General features: G+C 67.4%; 8 protein-coding genes, 1 tRNA gene and 1 pseudogene. 1 reads left to right on the top strand and 9 read right to left on the bottom strand.

Going from position 1 to position 19271, the window contains the following annotated elements:
* Window positions 1–26 precede the first annotated feature (26 nt).
* On the top strand, window positions 27–1247 hold the full coding sequence (locus BCAL_RS04320; RefSeq protein ID WP_043164656.1) for a trans-sulfuration enzyme family protein: 1221 nt from the start codon (window positions 27–29) through the stop codon (window positions 1245–1247).
* A gap of 236 nt (window positions 1248–1483) precedes the next feature.
* Here BCAL_RS04320 and BCAL_RS04315 read toward each other — a convergent pair whose 3' ends face one another.
* The 9 genes and pseudogenes from BCAL_RS04315 to BCAL_RS14060 all read right to left on the bottom strand — a co-directional run.
* On the bottom strand, window positions 1484–4258 hold the full coding sequence (locus BCAL_RS04315) for a polyribonucleotide nucleotidyltransferase (RefSeq protein WP_043164658.1): 2775 nt from the start codon (window positions 4256–4258) through the stop codon (window positions 1484–1486).
* Window positions 4259–4612: 354 nt separating this feature from the next.
* Complete coding sequence (gene rpsO / locus BCAL_RS04310) at window positions 4613–4882, bottom strand: 30S ribosomal protein S15 (RefSeq protein ID WP_043164734.1); 270 nt, start codon at window positions 4880–4882, stop codon at window positions 4613–4615.
* Window positions 4883–5012: 130 nt separating this feature from the next.
* Window positions 5013–5714: a hypothetical protein gene (locus BCAL_RS04305; RefSeq protein WP_043164659.1), complete on the bottom strand. Its 702-nt coding sequence runs from the start codon at window positions 5712–5714 to the stop codon at window positions 5013–5015.
* Window positions 5715–5850: 136 nt separating this feature from the next.
* Window positions 5851–5924 (bottom strand) — tRNA-Gly (locus tag BCAL_RS04300).
* A gap of 54 nt (window positions 5925–5978) precedes the next feature.
* Entirely contained in the window at window positions 5979–6932 is a 954-nt protein-coding gene (locus tag BCAL_RS04295) for a biotin--[acetyl-CoA-carboxylase] ligase (RefSeq protein ID WP_238549617.1), read from the bottom strand.
* Between the two features lie 90 nt (window positions 6933–7022).
* On the bottom strand, window positions 7023–8936 hold the full coding sequence (locus tag BCAL_RS04290; RefSeq protein WP_238549616.1) for an alpha-amylase family protein: 1914 nt from the start codon (window positions 8934–8936) through the stop codon (window positions 7023–7025).
* Between the two features lie 229 nt (window positions 8937–9165).
* Window positions 9166–9807, bottom strand: a complete 642-nt coding sequence (locus tag BCAL_RS04285) for a holo-ACP synthase (RefSeq protein ID WP_043164661.1) — start codon at window positions 9805–9807, stop codon at window positions 9166–9168.
* A gap of 451 nt (window positions 9808–10258) precedes the next feature.
* Window positions 10259–17934 (bottom strand): annotated as a pseudogene (locus BCAL_RS04280) (fatty acid synthase subunit beta domain-containing protein).
* A partial coding sequence (locus BCAL_RS14060; RefSeq protein ID WP_420796810.1) for a fatty acid synthase subunit beta domain-containing protein occupies window positions 17934–19271 on the bottom strand: 1338 nt, incomplete at its 5' end. The gene BCAL_RS14060 and the pseudogene BCAL_RS04280, both read right to left, overlap by 1 nt.

The following is a 19271-nucleotide window of genomic DNA, read 5'->3' as shown; positions in this document are numbered from 1 at the left end:
CGGGCCGCGGCTGGCAGACTTGAATCATGACTTCAGATCTTGTGCATCATGGCGAATCCTTCGACGGCACGCCGCTCGGCTTCGCGACCAAATCCATCCACCTCGGCAACGGGGTCGACGCCGAAACCGGCGCGATCCGCCGCCCGATCACCCTGGCGAATGCCTACGCGCTGCCCTACGACCCGTCCGACATCAACTGGTCGAGCTCCGATGTGAACCTGTACACGCGCAACGGCCACCCGAACCAGCGCTATCTCGAGGCGAAGCTCGCCAATCTCGAGGGCGCCGAGGACGCGGTCGTGCTCGCCTCCGGCGTCGCGGCGCTCGCGGCGACCTTCACCACGGTGCTGAACCGCGGCGACCACGCGATCTTCTCCGACACGACGTACATCGCCGCCTACCGTCTGCTCAACCAGATCCTGCCCGAGAAGTACGGCATCGAGACGTCGATCGTCGACACGTCGGATCCGAGGAACATCGCCGACGCGATCCGTCCGAACACGAAGCTCGTCCACATCGAGACGCCCGCGAACCCGACCCTCAAGGTCACGGACATCGAGGCGGCGGCGAAGCTCGCGCACGATGCGGGTGCACTGCTGTCGGTCGACAACACGTTCAACTCCCCGTTCAACGTGCGACCGATCGACCTCGGCGCGGACATCGTCATCGAAAGCCTCACCAAGTACATCAACGGCCACGGCGACGCCTTGGGCGGCGCGATCGCCACACGCAAGGAGCTTACCGACCAGATCCGCTTCACGTATCAGGTGAACTACGGCGGCATCATCTCGCCGTTCAACGCGTGGCTCATCAACCGCGGTTCGGTGACGCTCCCCTTACGCATGCGGCAGCACAACGCCTCCGCACTGGCCATTGCGAAGCACCTCGAATCGCTGCCGCAGGTGCGGTTCGTCGCCTATCCGGGACTCGAATCGCATCCGCACCATGATGTTGCGGCCCGTCAGCTCGCCCGCCCGGATGCGGGCTTCGGCGGCGTGCTCGCCTTCGGCCTCGACACCGATCACGACGGCCACAACCGCTTCGTCTCCAAGCTCAACGTGATCACCTCGGCCGTCTCGCTCGGCCATGACGAGAGCCTGATCGTGTTCCTCGGCGAGGATGACGAACGCAAGTACCTCTACCCGCCGGAGTTCCACCGCGGATTCTTCCGTCTCGCCGTCGGCCTCGAGGACACCGACGACCTGATCCGCGACATCGACCACGCGCTGGCCGAAGCGGAGTTGTAAGGGCGAGTCCGGATCATATCGGTTGTGCATGCCTGCTAGCGGCAACCGGATGCAGAAGGGGTCTGTCACCGGAAATCAACCGGTGACAGACCCCTTTCATCACTCAGCGGCTATGCCGCGAGGGATCCGTGAGAGGACGATCAGTCCTCGAATGCCGAACCGCCAAGCGGAAAGCCCAGCGGGCTTTCCGTAGGTGAGGCGAGCGGCTATGCCGCGAGGGATCCGTGAGAGGACGATCAGTCCTCGAACGGATCAAAGTCGCGACGCACGCGGCGGCGCGGGCGCTCGGTGCGCTCGATGCGGTCGGCGTGGTACTCGTCGTAGTTCTCGTCGGTGGCGTAGCGCGGGTTGCGATCGTAGCCGCCACGGCCGCCACGGGACGAACGACGGTCGTCGTCACGGTCGGAGGAGCGACGGCGACGCGGACGATCGTCATCGCGGGAGGCACGGGAGGCACGACGGTCATCGCGATCGTAGCCGCGGTCGTCATCGCGATCGGCGGCACGGCGACGACGCGGACGATCATCGTAATCGTCATCGCGGTCGTCACGATCATAGCCGCGGGAGGCGCGACGATCGTCGTCACGGGAGTCGAGATCGTCACGATCGGCGGCACGGCGGCGACGCGGACGATCATCGTAATCGCGATCGTCATCATCGGCCGGACGGCGGCGACGCGGACGATCATCGAAGTCACGATCGTCACGACGGCCACGGCCGGCGGAACGGCGATCGTCACGGCCGGCGCGACGATCGTCGCGATCGCCACGATCCCCACCGCGAGAGCCACGGTCGGCGCCGGATTCCTGATCCTCGAAGCCCGGGATCGCAAGGCTGATCTTGCCGCGATCGTCGACGCCCTGAACGACGACCTCGACGGTGTCGCCCTCCTTGAGCACGTCCTCGACCTGATCGATGCGCTCGCCGTTGGCGAGGTTGCGGATCTGGGAGATGTGCAGCAGGCCGTCGGTGCCCGGCGTGAGGTTCACGAACGCGCCGAAGCTCGTGGTCTTGACGACCTTGCCGTTGTACACCTCGCCGGCCTCCGGCACGTGCGGGTTGGCGATGGAATCGATGATCTGCTTCGCCTTCTCGGCGGCCTCGCCGCCCTCGGAGGAGATGAAGACGGTGCCGTCGTCCTCGATCGCGATCTCGGCGCCGGTGTCCTCCTGGATCTGGTTGATCATCTTGCCCTTCGGGCCGATGACCTCGCCGATCTTCTCGACCGGGATCGTGGTGGTGATGATGCGCGGGGCGAACTCGCTCATCTCGGCCGGGCCGTCGATGCACTCGTTGATGACCTCGAGGATCGTCGTACGGGCGTCCTTGGCCTGCTGCAGGGCAGCGGCCAGAATGTCGGCGGGGATGCCGTCGAGCTTGGTGTCGAGCTGCAGGGCGGTGATGAACTCGGAGGTGCCGGCGACCTTGAAGTCCATGTCGCCGAACGCGTCCTCGGCGCCCAGGATGTCGGTGAGGGTCTTGTAGACGTGCTTGCCGTCCACGTCACCGGAGACCAGACCCATCGCGATGCCCGCGACCGGGGCCTTCAGCGGCACGCCGGCGGCCAGCAGGGACAGGGTGGAGGCGCACACGGAGCCCATCGACGTCGAGCCGTTGGAGCCGATGGCCTCGGAGACCTGACGGATGGCGTAGGGGAACTCCTCGCGATCCGGCAGCACCGGGACGAGGGCCTTCTCAGCGAGGGCGCCGTGGCCGATCTCGCGGCGCTTCGGGGAGCCGACGCGGCCGGTCTCGCCGGTGGAGTACGGCGGCATCTCGTAGTTGTGCATGTAGCGCTTCGACTGCGGGCCGGACAGGGAGTCGAGCTGCTGCTCCATCTTGAGCATGTTCAGCGTGGTGATGCCCAGGATCTGGGTCTCGCCGCGCTGGAAGAGGGCGGAACCGTGAACGCGCGGCACGATGTCCACCTCGGCGGACAGGGTGCGGATGTCCTTCAGGCCACGGCCGTCGATGCGGTAGTCCTCGGTGAGGATGCGACGACGCACGATCTGGCGCTGCAGCTCCTTGAACGCGTTGGACAGCTCCTTGTCCTTCTCGTCGTCCGCCATGTCGGTGAACTCGTTGGCGAGGATGGCGCGCACGTGCTCCTTGATCTCGTGGATGCGATCCTGACGCGGCAGCTTCTCCGCGATGGTCAGGGCCTCATCGAGATCCTTGTGGGCGATCTCGTCGATGCGGGCGTACAGCTCGTCGGTGTACTCCGGGAAGAGCGGGAACTCCTTGGTCTCCTTGGAGGCCTTCTCCTTGAGCTCGTTCTGCGCCACGCAGATGGTCTTGATGAACGGCTTGGCGGCCTCGAGGCCCTCGGCCACGACGGCCTCGTCCGGCTTGGCCTGGCCCTCGTCGTAGATCAGGTGCCAGGCGTTCTTGCCGGCACCCGCCTCGATCATGGCGATGGCGACGTCACCGTTGTCGATCACGCGGCCGGCGACCACGATCTCGAAGACGGCGCGCTCGCGCTCGCTCCACTTCGGGAAGGCGACCCACTGGCCGTCGATCAGAGCCAGACGCACGCCGGAGACCGGGCCGGAGAACGGCAGACCGGAGATCATGGTGGAGGCGGAGGCGGCGTTCAGGGCGAGCACATCGTACGCGTCGTCCGGGTTGACGGCGAGCACGGTCTCGACGACCTGCACCTCGTTGCGCAGCGTGTGCGGGAACAGCGGGCGCAGCGGGCGGTCGATGATGCGGCAGGCCAGGATCGCGTCGTTGGACGGACGGCCTTCGCGGCGGAAGAACGAGCCCGGGATCTTGCCCGCGGCGTACATCTTCTCCTCGACGTCGACGGTCAGCGGGAAGAAGTCGTAGTTCTCCTTCGGGCTGGAGCCGGCGGTGGTGGTGCTCAGCACCATCGTGTCGTCGTCCAGATAGGCGGCGACGGCGCCGTCGGCCTGCTGGGCGAGGCGGCCGGTCTCGAAGCGCAGCGTGCGCTTGCCGAATGAACCATTGTCGATCACGGCCTCGGTGGCCTTGATTTCGGGACCCTCCATAGGGTTCCTCCTTTTTCTGTTATCGTGTGTTCTTTTTTTCCTACGGACATGTGCCCATCTTCAGCTGGGCGGGCTCTTACATTCGCATGTGTTGCGGGCGTGTGCTTCGGCCTTGCGACCCCGCGGCCTTCTGTCATTGTCGCTTCCGGCAGCCTCTGGTTTCCCCCGTGACGTGCCTCGACCGCGTTTCCCTCGTGTCAACCCCGAGAGGTGAGTCCTCTTGTCGACCCCGACCGGTCCGGACCTTCCGGCCTGCGGAGCCTATCCTCCTGGCTCGTTCCTACTTCGTTCGTGTTGCCATTGTCAGGCGTATGTAAAACGCCCGAGTGCCATTGGCGCCCGGGCGGAAGTCTTCTATCGACGCAGACCAAGCTTCTCGATCAGCGCACGGTAGCGGTTGATGTCGTTGCGCTTGAGGTAGTCAAGCAGGGAACGACGGGAACCGATCATCATCTGCATACCACGACGGGAGTGATGATCGTGCTTGTGCTCCTTCAGGTGCTCGGTCAGATCGGCGATGCGCTTGGACAGCAGAGCGACCTGGACCTCCGGAGAGCCGGTGTCGCCTTCGTGCGTCGCGAACTCGTTGATAATCTGGGACTTCTGTTCAGCCGTCAGTGCCACGGCGTCCTCCTTCAAGGTTGTTTGTTGCGCGGTGCCTCAGGCACGCTACCTGAAGCGCTCTCTATCCGCGGGCGATTTACGCCAAATGGAAAGTATAGGGCACAGTGCGGACCAGCACAATGCGGACCGATCACACCGTGGTGAGCAGGCCGCCGAACATGACGACCAGAAGGGCGATCACCTCGATGACGAAGAAGAGGATGAACGAGGCCCAGCTGCGGGTCAGGACGTTCAGGGGCGAATCCTTTTTGATGATGACGAGCAGCCCCACCCAGACGACGGCGAACACGGCCACACCGAAGCCGGCGGCGATGATGCCGAGGTTCGTGGCGTTCGCGATCGTGGCGGAATCACCGTAGACGACGTACGTCGAATACCAGAAGTCGAATTTAAGCAGGCAGATACCGGCCACGAACTGTTCGGCGGCAAGACCTATCGCGAACACGATGCGCCACAGCCATCGGCCCGAATCGACGACGGCGAGGCCCAGACTGGCGACGGCGACGAGGGTCACGGTCCACGAGACGAACGCGGCACCCTGCGGCGTGAACATGCTCAGGCGCTCGGTCAGCCACGCGGTGCTGCCGACGGCGAGCGCGCGGCCCAACCAGTACGGTCCGATGATCGCGGCGAGCACGGCGGTGAAGTACACGGCCCACTGCGCGGGGTGCGAGCGACGGCGTTCGATGTCGGCGAGGGAGAGCTCCGTCACTGGGATGGTGGCTTCGGGGTGCTTGGACACCTCGACCGTCTCGACCTTGCCGTTGACGATCTCGACGGCCTCGTTGTCGGCCTCGTTGTCGGCCTCGCTGTCCCCGCTGGCGTGTGTCATAGCCCTCCCGTCGACACGTCCGTTCCTGCATTGTCGGTTACATGGTACTCGGATGCGCGCACGGCGTCTTTCACGCCCGGGCGGCCCCGGATACGCGAACAGGCCCCGGAATCGCGTGATTCCAAGGCCTGTCAGGTGGAGCGGATGACGGGAATCGAACCCGCGTAATCAGTTTGGAAGACTGAGGCTCTACCATTGAGCTACATCCGCGCGCCGCACCGTTCGCGACGGGATGCGCCCGTACGAACGAAACAACTCGAGCAATTATACACGAGGGGTGGGCAATACGCCGACGTCGGCGGTGTGCACCGTGTGTTCCGCGCCGTCGGCGGTACGCAGGATCAGCGAGGCGTCGGGGTTCAGGTCCTCGGCCACGCCCTCCAGCTCCGTGCCGTCGACGAAGTGCGCGACGGCGTGTCGTCCGAGCGTGTAGCTGCGCTCGCGCGTCTCGCGCAGCAGCACGGCCGCGCGTCGCCCAGGATCGGACACGAACGCGGCGAGGCGACGGCGCAGGGAGCGTACGACGCCGGCGGCGATCGCGTCGCGCAGACCGTCGGACGAGGGCAGCGGCGCGTAATGCAGCTGCAACGAGGTCGATTCGTCCGTCGGCAGTCGATCGGCCGGCACGTCGAGATTCAGTCCGATGCCGAAGACGATGGCGACGGACGACGCGTCCGCGTCATCGCCCTGTTGCGGCAGCGGGACCATTTCGGCGAGTATGCCGCCGAGCTTGCGGCCGGCGAGATACACGTCGTTCGGCCATTTGAGCCGCGGGGCGCCGGCCACGCCGACCGTATCGGCCGCCAATGGGCGGGCACCGCTGATGGCGAGCGCGTCGTCGATGGCGTCGAGCGCGCACAACCCGGCGATCATCTGCAGCCAGCCGTTGACGGATTCGTCGACGGCGACCGCGCGCGGCACGGCGACGACGAAGGTCACGGTGAACGACTCGCCCGGCCGGCTCGTCCACGTGTGGTCGAGGCGGCCGCGGCCGGCGGACTGCGTGTCGGCCGCGACGACCGCGATTTTCATGGGATTGGCGGGATTGGACAGCCCGACCAGGTCGATTCGACCGTCCGCCACCATCTGACGGGCGAGCGTGTTGGTCGAACCGACCTCGTCGAGAAGCGTCACCTGATCGGCGGCGCGGCAGGTCGCCGGCATTCTCACGGACGCGGCCGACGTGCCATCCGTGGACATCGCATTGTTGAGCACCATGCCCTCCACGATAGGACGCGATCGGCGAAGTCCTCGCTGCCGTCTCGTTCCGGCGGCATCAGGATGTCTGGCGCACGCGTCGGCCGGACGTCACTCGTGGGTGACGATCACCTTGTACTCGTACGGGGCGAGGGCGACCGGCTCGGCGGGCAGCGTCGCGTCGGCGGTGCTGTCCATCGTGGCGGTGGCGTCGCGATCGGCGAAGTTGAACAGGCCGACGATCGTGCGCTCGCCCTGCTTGCGGACCACGGCAAGGACGCCGTCGTCGCGCGTGTCCCACGTGGTGACCCACGCGTCGGGCGCGAAGCAGGGGTCGGAGCGCATCTCGCGCAGCCCCTCCATGCCCTCCCACAGGCGACTCTGCAGCGTGCCCTCGGTGTGGCGCTCGTCTGCCTTGTTCCAGTCGAACGGGCTGCGGTGCAGGTTGCGGCTGTCCTCGATTCGGTCCGGATCCTCCTTGTACTCCCAGCCGTTGAGCTGGCCGATCTCGTCACCGCAGTTGAGCATCGGGAAGCCGCGCAGGAACGCCATCGCGCGATGCATGAGCAGGTCGCGTCCGATGGCCTTCTCGTAGGCCGGCTTGTCGTGGGTGATGATCGCCTTCTCGACACCGCACAGGGACGCGGTGGTGCCGCAGCTGCGCGCGTCCTTGGACGCCTCGTCGTAGTTGTACAGTTCGCCCATCGCCCAGCTGCCGGGCTCCGCGCCCTCGTAGAAGTGGTAGAGGAACTCCTTGTGCTTGAGCGGGTCGATGGCGAGCCGCACCTCCTCGTCCTCGTCGAGGCCCCAGCCGATGTCGTCGTGGCAGCGCAGGTAGTTGACGAACCAGCAGTTCTCGGGCAGGGCGTCGAGCTTGTCGATCTGGGCCTTGAGCAGTCGGGTGTCGCCGTTGGCGAGCGCGCTCCACAGGTTCACCATGATCGATACGTTGTACAGCATGTGGCATTCGGGGCGCTCGGGCGTGCCGAAGTAGGCGGCGAGCTCCTTGGGTGCCATGACGACCTCGCCCTTGAGGACGACGGCCGGGCAGACGATCTCAAGCATCATGCGCATCATGCGCACGATCGTGTGGACCTGCGGCAGGTTGCGGCAGTTGGTGCCGAGCTGCTTCCAGATGTAGGGCACCGCGTCGAGTCGGAACACCTCGACGCCGAGGTTCGCGAGGTGCATGACGGAGCTCATCATCGCGACGAACACCTTGGGATTGCGGTAGTTGAGGTCCCACTGGAACGGGTAGAACTGGGTCATCACCCACTTGCCCATCTTCTCGTTGTACGTGAAGTTGCCGGGCGCGGTGTTCGGGAAGACCTGCGGCACCTGCGCGTCGTACTGGTCGGGGACGGTGCGGTCGTCGTAGCAGAAGTAGTAGTCCTGATACTTCGGATCGCCGGCCTCGGCGGCCTTGGCCCAGCGATGGGAGGAGGCGGTGTGGTTCATCACGAAGTCGAGGCACAGGCTGATGCCGGCCTCGCGCAGCTTCCTGGTGAGCGCGGCGAGGTCCTCGTTGGTGCCGATGCGCGGGTCGACGGCGTCGAAGTCCTCGATGGCGTAGCCGCCGTCGTTGTCCGGGTGGGGCATCTGGAGCAGGGGCATGAGGTGCAGGTAGGTGAGCTTCTGCTCCTTCAAGTAGTCGATTTTTCCTGCGAGCTTCTTCAGGTCGCCGGCGAACAGGTCGGTGTACATGGTCATGCCGAACATGTCTCCGCGCTTGTACCACTGCGGGTCCTGCTCGCGGGCGACGTCGAGGGCCTTCAAGTCGGCGGGTCGAGCGGCGTAGGCGTCGGCCATCGCGCGTTCGAACTCGTTGAGTTCGGCGGACTCGCCGTAGAGCATGCGGAAGAGCGATTCGAGCTCGTCGCGGTGGCGGTCGAATCGGGCGGCGAAGATTCCGTCGTCGGACGCCGTGGCGGCCGATTCGATCGGCTCGACGGCCTCGGCCGGCTTTGCGGCCTGCGACGGCTTGATGGACTTGGACTTCGCGGCGTGGGACTTGGCGGACATCATCGCTCCTTGACTGGTCGTGCTGGACTGCACTCAACTTCACTTCATTGTTCTGTCGTTCGATGCCGTTGTGCTGCATCGGCGTTGGCTTTATGGTATCCGCGCGCGCACGTAATATCAAACCGGTTCGATATCGGCGTGTCGAAACGGTTCGACACCGACTGCCATCGATATGCCGTCGATACGGCACGGCAACCGTCCCACGCATGGGGAGACTCGGCTACGTTGACGATCAGTCGCCGTCGATGACCACCACGGCGGAGGCGACAGGGCCGTCATGGCTCAGGGAGACGTGGATGCGCGCCGGCAGGTTGCCGGCGGCGCCCGATGCGGCGCCACGAGACGATGTACCGGAAGCGCCGCGCATCACGGCGTACGGCCCCATGGAGGGATCAACCGGTCGGGAGCCGCGCATCACGGCGTACGGGCTCGTCTCCGCTCCGCCGGCCCCCAAACCCGAAGTCGAGCCGATGCCCGACCGGCCGACGCCTTCGACGCCCGAGGCACCCGCACCACCGAGCACCCCTCCGATCGAGTCACGGAACGCCTCGGCGAGCCGACCGGTCAGAGTTACGTGGGGTACGCCGCGCGAATCGTCGAGGATCTCGACGCCTGACCACGGGAAATCATCCAGCGTGAACGGGTAGTCACCCTCCCCCAGCGCCTCGCACCACGCCTTGAGGAACGCCTCCTTGCCGGCCCACTTGGCGGCGAGGTGCACGGCCTCGCCGTCGTTCTTCAGACGTGCGCGGGCCGAGGCCTGCCGCACTTCGCGCACCGAGAACAGGTTACGCATGCGAGAGCCGGGCTCGGCCAGCTGCCCGCCGAACGCCACGACGTCCACCACATCATGGCCCAGTCCATATACGCTCATTGAGGCTCCCTTTCACCTTGCGTCAACAGCACGCATGTCAACAGCATGCGTGCGCCACTGCCATGTGCGTCATCGACATGCCCGACGACATCAACTTCATGCGTCACAACAATATCCCCACAGACGCTATCTGCGTTACAAGGGGTACATTTCCTCGACTGCGGACATCTATCTCGCTTACGAGAGGTACCCACGCGAAGTATCAAAGCCCATATGTGGCTTGATTCCGTTGGAGTCAAGCCATTTTGATGCCTCTATACCCGCGGCAGGTACCCCTCGTAAGCGAGATAGATGTCCGCAAGACCGCAGAAGTACCCCTTATAACGAAGAAAGGCTGGGGTAACGGGCACATAGCCCGTTACCCCAGCCTTGCCACGCCGGTTTTTCACACCAGCGCACCGGTCTTCACTCGCCTATCTCACATGACAGGCGCGAATAACCAGTTACCGGCTCACGCCTCGAAGTAGCCGGAGGCGCCGAGGCGGGCGTTCGGGTCGAGGAGCATGGCCTTCTCGACCTCGTGCGCGTCGTAGCGGCCGCCGGAGGCGAGACGCGTGCCGTCCTCGCGGAAGCGGCGGTTGTCGATCGGCTCGTAGAGCGCGGCGCGACCCATCATGCCTTCCTCGAGGCGACGCTGACCGGCCGCGAGGCGCGCGTTGGCGCGCTTGCGCCACGACTCCAGCGCCTCCTCGCCGTCGGCCTTCGCGACGGCCGCCTCGAAGGCACCGGGGTGCACGAGCGCCACGAAGCCGGAGACGTGGCCGAAGCCGAGCGAGGTGGCGAGTCCGGCCTTGACCGGCCTGCCGTCCGCGGCGCGTCCGAACGCGTCCTCGCCACCGCCGATGCGCAGCGGCTTCCTCAACCACACCATGTGGTCGTCGCGTTCGAGCTTCGGGTCGACGCAGTCGAGCGAGGCGTTGGCAGGGATCACTCCGGAGGCGAACAGCTGCGTCAGGCCGTTGACCTGGAAGATGCAGGCGCCGCCCTTCGCGTGGCCGGTGAGGGTCTTCTGCGAGATGACGAACAGCGGGTTGCCGTCGGTGCGTCCGATCGCGTGGGCGAGCGTGTTGTGCAGCTCGGACTCGTTCGGATCGTTGGCGTTGGTGGACGTGTCGTGCTTGGAGACCACGGCGATGTCGTCCGGCGTGACGCCGAGCTTCGCAAGATCCTTCACGAGCTTCGCGTCGCGTCCGCCGAGGCCGGCGGCCAGCGCGCCGAGGCCCGGGGCCGGGATCGACGTGTGCGCGCCGTCCGCGTAGGAGTGGATGAAGCCGACGACGCCGGCGACCGGCAGGCCGAGCTTCAGCGCGATGTCGCCTCGGGTCAAGAGGATCGTGCCGCCGCCCTGGGATTCGAGGAAGCCGCCGCGGCGACGATCGTTCGCACGGGAGAAGAAGCGCGCGTCGATGCCCTTGGCGTACATCTCCTCGGAGTTGGCGGTCGCGTTCATGTTGCCGAATCCGATCACGGATTCGACGCCGATGTCGTCGATCGCGCCGGTGACGACGAAGTCGGCCTTGCCGAGCGCGATCTTGTCGGCGCCCTCCTCGAGCGACACCGCGGCGGTGGCGCAGGCGGAGACCGGCTGGACCATGTTGCCGTAGCCGCCGATGTAGCTCTGCATCACGTGCGCGGCGACGACGTTCGGCAGTGCCTCCTGCAGGATGTCGGTCGGGATCTCGTGGTTCAGGAAGCGGTCGAGGTAGAGCTTGCGCATCGACATCATGCCACCGAAGCCGGTGCCCTGCGTGGACGCGACCATCGACGGGTGGATCGCCTCGAGGATCTCGGCCGGGTTGAATCCGGCGGACAGGTACGCGTCGACCGTGGTGACGATGTTCCACAGCGCGATCTCGTCGACGTCGCCGACCATGGAGGCGGGGATGCCCCACTTGACCGGGTCGAAGCCCTTCGGGAACTGGCCGCCGACCGTGCGCGTCATGGCGGCGCGGCGCGGCACGCGGATCATCGAGCCGGCGTGACGGGTCACGTTCCATTCGCCGGACTCGTCGTCCTTCGCGTAGGAGGTGTGGGCCTCGTCAAGCTTGACGTATTCGCGGGCGACGTCCTCGGTGGGCACGGAGAAGGTGACGTCGTGGTCGAGGTAGACTTCGCTCTCCTCCTCGTCGGAGCCATCCCTGTAGTCGTTGCCCATGCCCTCCTCGAACGGGCGGATGCCGGAGCGGGCCACGACCTCGTCGTGGTAGCGCTCGGCGATGTCCTCCTCGGGCACGAGGTTGCCGTCGGTGTCGTACCAGCCGGGCTTCGGGCTGTCGGCCCACGTGAGCAGACCCATGTTCCACGCGAGCTCCAGCACGGCTCCCGCGTTGAGGTCGACGGAACCGTCGGAGTGGATGCCGAGTTCGGCCTGGGCGCGCGTGCGCCCGGAGCCCCAAGGTCCGAGCTCGCCGATGGAGACGATGACGATCTCATCCTCGGGGCGGGCGGTCACGTTCGCCCAGTCGGCGAGGTCGACGTGCGGCTGGTGCGGGGTGTGCGGGGTGGGCAGCGCCTTGATTCGCTGTCCGACGACGGAGCCATCCGTTTCCCGCGCCTGCTCTCCCTCGTCGGAGGGAGCCGACGCCTTTGCCGCATCGGCTTCGGCCTCCGCGCGCAGGGCCCTGATGTCGATCGGCTCGGAGCCGAGTCCGCCGGTCAGGTCCACGTCGAGCGGCTTGACGGCCGCGGCGGCACGCGATTCGGCGGTGCACAGGTCGAGCAGCTTGGCGGCGATCTGCGCGGTCGAGTACGTGTGGATGCCATGGCGTTCGACGACGGCGACCAGCGGGTCGTTGCCGCCCATGAGTCCGGTGCCGCGCACCCAGCCGATCTTCGGATGGGCGAAGGTCACGCGGTCGGACCACACGCGCTCGGCGTGGGCGCGGTTGACGATCGCATCGAAGGCCGACTTGACCTCGCCGTATGCGCCGTCGCCGCCGAACACGCCGCGGTTCGGCGAGCCGGGCAGCACGACATGCAGGCGATGCTGCACATCGGTGTCGGCGCCGATCCTCGACAGGCCGGCGATCGCACGCTCAACGCCCCAGAGCATGAGACGGGCCTGCGATTCGAACAGTTCGCCGGAATCGGCGAGCGTGCCGTGCACCGGCGGGGCCGCGAACGGGAAGAACAGGGTCGGCTCGTACGCGGGCTTGAGGATCGTGGTGGTCGCGCCGGTCGTCTTCTTCTGGACGTTGCCGACCCAGTCGACGAGCGCGTCCACGTCACGGAAGCTGGACAGGTTCGCGGGCACGAGCCACAGCCTGGCGCCTTCGGCCGCGTGGGTGCGGTAGGCGCGCTTGGCCCATTCCTTGATGGACGGCCTGAAGCTGTGCGACGTGGCGATCACGGTCGCGCCGCCCGCAAGCAGCCCCTCGACCACCTGCGCGGCGATCGAGTTCGGGCTGACCCCGGTGACCACGGCGATGTCACGCGCGAAGCGGGAGGCGGCCGGGTCCTCGCTGACGGGCTCCAGCGCCTCGGAGGCGATGCGCGCGAAGGCGCCCTTGAGCGCGGCGTCTGCCGGATCACTCTTCACGGCGAACCACTGCGCCTCGTCGGCGACCGCCTTGCCGAGGCCGACGAACCCGCCGGAGAGCAGGTCCGCGTCCTTCTCGTAGAAGGCGCGGGCGAGATCCTCGCGGGCGGACGCCCAACGATCGTCGAAGAGGATCGCCTTGTTCGCGTCGAAGCGCGGCTCGACCTGCTTGGGCCAGTCGGAGCCGAGCTCGGCGTCGACGGCCGCGATCACGGCGGCGTTCTCGTCCTCGCCAGCCTCGGAGGCCGGGGCGGCCACGCCGAGCTCGTTCAGGACGAAGCGGGCGGTGGCGGCGAGCACGCCGTTGGAGCCGGTGACCTTCTCGGCGAACGCGTCGAGCGCGGCGGAGTCGACCACCGCTCCGCCCGCGGCACCTCCCGCGGACGGCTTGGAGACCGGCACGCCCTTGGTTTGGCCGACCAGAGCCACGGCGTCGTCGATGAGCTGATCGGCGGCGGCCTGGTTGGCGGCGGCGCCGGTGGGCAGCTTGGCGAGATCGCCGCCACGCGAGCTCGAACCCTCGCGGGTGTCGAGCAGGAGCGCGGCGGTCGTGGCCGCGACCCAGCCTTCGCCGAGGCCCCACACGCCGGTGACGCGCTCGCGGATGTGCGTGGCTTGACGCCGGCCGCACCGAACAGGGCGCGCAGACGGTCGCGGATCGCCTCGGAGAGGACCGGGCCGAACGGCTTGTAGTTCGGGGCCACCTTGTTGACGATCTTGGCGAGCTGGTCGAGGGTCGCCTCGGCGGCGCCGTCGACGCTGGCCACGCCCAGCTCGGAGCTGATGTCCATGAGCAGCTGGTTGCGGCGCGAGGAGACGCCGTTGGTCAGGGTGTCGGTGGTGTCGGAGGTGCCGATCTGATCGATGCGGATCTTGGTCGAGTAGGCCATGAGCACGCCGATCGCGTCGGACGCCTTGAAGGGGATGTCGGGCACGTCGGCGCCGGACGGACCGGCGGCCTGCCCTGATTGCAGGCCGCGCGAGGAGTCGGACAGTCCAGTGGACTGTCCGGCGACGGAGTCATCCGCTTGACCAGCTGCGGCAGCCGCGGCGGGCTTGGCGGCCGCTGGCTTCTCTCCCCCGTCGGCAGGGGCCGAGCCGAGCTTGGCGACGGCGGATCCGCCGGCGGGGGCGGCTTCGACGGGCGCCGGGGCCGACTCAGCCGACTCAGCCGACTCGTCCGGCACGAGCGAATCGGTGTCGGTCATGTACACGCGTCCCTCATCGCGACCGACGTTGTACACGGTCACGTCAGTGCCGGAGAACTCGGGCAGACGCAGGGTCTTGGAACCGAGGTTCGCGAGGGTCGGGGCGTTGCCGAGACCGACCTCGACGTACTCCTCGACGCCCAGACCACCCTGCGCCGCGTGGCGGAAGAGCAGCGACTGGGTTTCGATCCAGCGCACCGGGGAGGCGAACTGCCAGGAGAGCAGTTCGGTCAGCAGCAGGCGGCCGAGCTTCTGGTCGTCGGCGGCGTAGGAGTCCCACACGGCCGGATCGTCGAGCGCGGCCTTGATGCGCTCGGAGGGCACGACCTGAAGGATCTTCGCGGCGAACTCCTTGGTCATTTCGAACGGGCAGGCCACAAGGTTCGGAATGTAGCGGCCTACCAGTCGTCCGCGGTAGTCGATGTACTGCGGCAGCAGCGCGTCGAGCTTGTCGCGGAACTCCGGCACGCCCTTCCTGAGCAGCGTGGAGTGGAACGGCACGTCGATGCCCGGCACGAGCATGAACGCCGGCTTGCCGCCCGCCTCCCTGGCGCGGCGGTTCGCATCCTCCTTGAGGAACTTCAATCCCGCGATGGTGCCGGCGACCGCGTACTGCGCGCCCGCGAGGTTGTAGTTGACGATCTGCAGGAACTCGCCGCTCTTCTCTGCCACGGATTCGATGTACGCCTTGACGTGCGCGTCGTCGACGCCGAACTGGTTCGGACGCAGGGCTCCCATGCGGTAGTTGGAGCGGCCCTGCGCGTCGCGCGGGATCAGATGGTGCATCGTCGAGCCACGGTGGAAGACCAGCTCGAGCACGGTCTCCAGCGGGATCACGCCGGCGAACGCGGACAGCGCGTTGTATTCGCCGAGCGAGTGTCCGGCGAAGTAGGCGGGCCAGATGTCGGCGCCGGCCTCGCGCAGTCGCGCGGTCTGGGCGAACGCGACGGTGGCGAGCGCGACCTGCGTGAACTGCGTCAGGTTGAGCAGTCCCTCCGGGTGGCGGTAGGTGACGCCGTTGGCGGTGAGCTCCTTCGGGTTATCGCGCACGAGGGCGATGATCGAGAAGCCGAGCTTGGCGCGGGTGAGCTTGTCGGCGCGCTCCCACACGTCGCGGGCGGCGGGCGACTTGGCGCGCTCGTCGAGGACCATGCCCTGCTTCTGGATGCCCTGTCCGGGGTAGACGAACGCCGCACGCGGGGCGCGCACGAGCGCGGTGCCGCGGGAGACGAGCTGACCCGCGATGCGGCAGGTGACCTCGAGGGCCATGCCGCCGTGTTCGACGCGGCCGACGCGTTCGATGGAGATCTCGACCTGGTCGTTCAGCTGGACCATGCCGTACATGTTGTACGTCCATCCGGCGATCTCGTAGTGGGCGCCCTTGTCGTCGAGCGCCTGCACCGCGTGCTGGGCGGTGGCGGACAGCCACATGCCGTGCACGAGCGGGGCGGCCAGTCCGGAGATCGCGGCGCCGCGCTTCGAGGTGTGGATCGGGTTGAAGTCGCCGGAGGTGCGGGCGAACGCGGTCATATCGCCGGGAGCGGTGACCTTGACGCGACGCAGGAGGCGCCTCTGCGTGGGCAGGATCCGGGTCTGCTCCTCGCCACGCTCGTCCGATTCGCTCGGATGCGCGGCGAGCCAGTCGCCGTATTCGGGCGCGTCCGCCGGCAGCACGTCGGAGTAGACGCGACCGCGGATCGCGAAGCGTTCGGTCTCGCGCGCAAGCAGCGTGCCGTCGGCGGCGGTGTGCGTCACGTGGATCGTGACGACGCGGCCGGAGGCGGATTCGAAGTAGTCCTCGGCCCACGACTTCAGGGTGATGGTCTCGCCGACGTGCTTCAGCAACTCGTCCTCGGTCTGTTCAAGTTCGATGAGGTGGTCGAGGTGGACGGCGTTGAGCAGACCTTCGATGACCGGATAGCCGTGGACGGACACCGAGCCGAGCGCCGCGTAGATCGCCGGCCAGGCCGGGCCGACCAGCGCGTCGGGCGCGATGCGGGAGGCCCTGAGAGTGGACGGCAGCGCGCCGCCGGTCGCGGCCTCGTGGTCGTAGCCGAGGTTCGCGGAGAACGTGTAGGCGGCGGTGGCGACGCCGAACACATGCTCCTTGTCACCGTCCGTCTTCTCGATCTCGGGCATGGCGGCGAGCACGTCGCCGGTGATGGCGGTGTTGCCGATGCCGGCCGTGGCGGCGAGCATCGCATACACGTCCGGGATCAGACGCTCACGGTTGACGATCGGCATGCCGCCGGTCGCGTCGGCCGGCACGGTCAGCGGGATGACGATGTCGCGCACGGCGTGCTTCGAGGTGCCGCCGTCCGGATCGTTGTCCCAATAGGTGTCGAGATGGATGTCGAGATCGTACTCGCCCTTCGCCTCGTCGACGGCGCGGATCTCGTAGTTCTTGTCGCCGAGCGGCGTGCCATAGGCCGGGTTGTCGGTCACGTGGCCGACCCAGGAGACGTTCGGGGACTTGCGGATGAAGTCCTCGGCGCTGGCCGCCTCGCCGAGCGTCGCGTACAGCGGCGCGGCGGTCTCCGCCTCCGTCAGTTCCTTGGCGCGTTCGATCGCGGCCGTCTCGAAGCGGCCGAGGATGTCGGCCACCGGCTCGTCGACGGTCGTGATGCCGGCCACGGAGATCGGGCCCGGAATCACACGCACGGAATCGGCAGAATAACGCGGATCCTCGGACTGCCACAGCTGATCCTGACCCCACCAGCGCAGCAGATCGTTGTCGATCACCGGCACGAACGGCATCGGCTTGGGATACTCGCGCACCAGCACCGGGAACCACGCCTCGTCGGCGGGCGTCACCGTGATGCCGGCGGCCTGCGGATACTCGCGCTCCAACGCGGCGAGCGCCGGAGCCGGATCCTTGATCACGTCCTCGCGCGTCACGTCGAGCTTCGAGACGAACTCGCCGGAGTCGACGTCGGCGACGCGCGCCTCGATGCGGTGCAGCAGGTCGAGGAAACGATCGGCGTACGTGTCGTCCACCCACGGGTAGGCGAGTTCGGCGAAGCGCTGCGCCCACTGCAAGTAGGTCATGGTCTTCAGGTCGCCGAAGTACGGCTTGGCGGTCCTGTCGAGCGCCTCGATAATCTCGGCGCGACGCGACTCCAACTCCTCCGGATGCTTCATCACGCGCACCAGCAGTCGACCGCACTCGGCAGAGGAATTCTCCACCTCGTAGATGTCGGCGTGCAGGTGGGACAGACCGGAGGCGACGCCGCCGATCGACTTGCCGGACGGCACCCAGCGCTCGCCGGCGGGGGCGAACGGGTCGGTGTCGGAGTCGGCCGCGGTGTCGGCGGTGATGCCGGGGGTCGCGACGAGCAGCTTCTTGACCTCGGGGCTGGTGTGCGCCTCCTTGGCGGTCATCACGGCGGTGCCGACGAGCGCACGCCGTCGACCGGCATGTCGGGCAGGCCATAGGCGCGCGACCACTGGCCGGACAGGTAGTCGGCCGCACGGTCGGGCGTGCCGATGCCGCCGCCGGCGACGAGCACGAGGTTGTCGCAGGCGCGCACCTCGGCGTAGGTGGAGGTCAGCAGGTCGTCGAGCGACTCCCAGCTGTGGTGGCCGCCCGCGGCGCCGCCTTCGACCTGCATGAGGATGACGGTCGGGGCCACGGCCTTGGCGATGCGGATCACCTGACGGATCTGGTCGACGGTGCCGGGCTTGAAGCTCACGTACGGCAGGCCGTCCTTCCGCAGCTTGGCGATGAGTTCGACGGCCTCGTCGAGTTCGGGCACGCCGGCGGAGATGACGACGCCGTCGATCGGGGCTCCGGACGCGCGCTTCTTCGGCACGATGCGGGTCGAGCCGAACTGGAGGTTCCACAGGTAGCGGTCCATGAACATCGCGTTGAATTCGACGGTGCGTCCCTCGTCGAGCAGCTCCTCGAGACGTGCGACGTGGCGGTCGAACACCTCGGCGGTGACCTGGCCGCCGCCGGCGAGCTCGGCCCAGTAGCCGGCGTTCGCGGCGGCCGCGACGATCTCCGGATCGACGGTGGTGGGGGTCATGCCGGGCAGCAGCACCGGCGGCTTGCCGGTGAGCTTGGAGAATCTGGTGACGAGCCTGTCGCCGGCGGGCGTATGCGCCAGACGCGGGGCGAACACCTTCCAGTTCTGGGTGCGCGCGGGCTCGTCGGTTGCGGTGGACAGGGCGGCGCGCTCGGCGAGCGTGGTCGCCTCGACGATGCCGACGCCGGTGCCTTCCGCGACGTGGCCGATGAGCTTGCCGAGCGTCGTGCCCGGGCCCAGGTCGACGATCCACAGCTTGGCCGGATCGGTGTCCTCGAGCGTGGCGCGCACGCGGGCGGCCCAGTCGACATGGTTCAGGAGCACTTCCTCGGCGAGCGCGCGGGCGCGATCCTCGTCGAAGCCGCAGGCGCGCGCCCATTCGACGGTCCGGTCGACGGCCGGCTGCATGAGCGGCGAGTGGAACGGCAGGGTGACATCGAGGTATTCGAGCACGGGGGCGAACACGGCGCCACCGCGCACCTTCTCCTCGCGCAGACGCGCCTGCTTCCTGTGCTCCTTGGCGGTTTCGACGCCGAATGCGGCCAGATCGTCCGGGAATCCGGAGAGCACGTGATGGTTGGCGGAGTTGGTCACGGCGATGGAGATGGGGCCGCGCGGGTTGTTGACGCGGGCGGCGAGCGCCTCGACCTGCGCGCGGGTGGCGCCGCGCACGGACAGCATCGGCGTGGC

Origin of the sequence: Bifidobacterium callitrichos DSM 23973 (assembly GCF_000741175.1) — a bacterium.
GTDB classification, from domain to species: Bacteria; Actinomycetota; Actinomycetes; order Actinomycetales; family Bifidobacteriaceae; genus Bifidobacterium; species Bifidobacterium callitrichos.
Note: the sequence above shows the minus strand (reverse complement) of the source record. Positions and strands in the feature narration are given on the sequence as shown.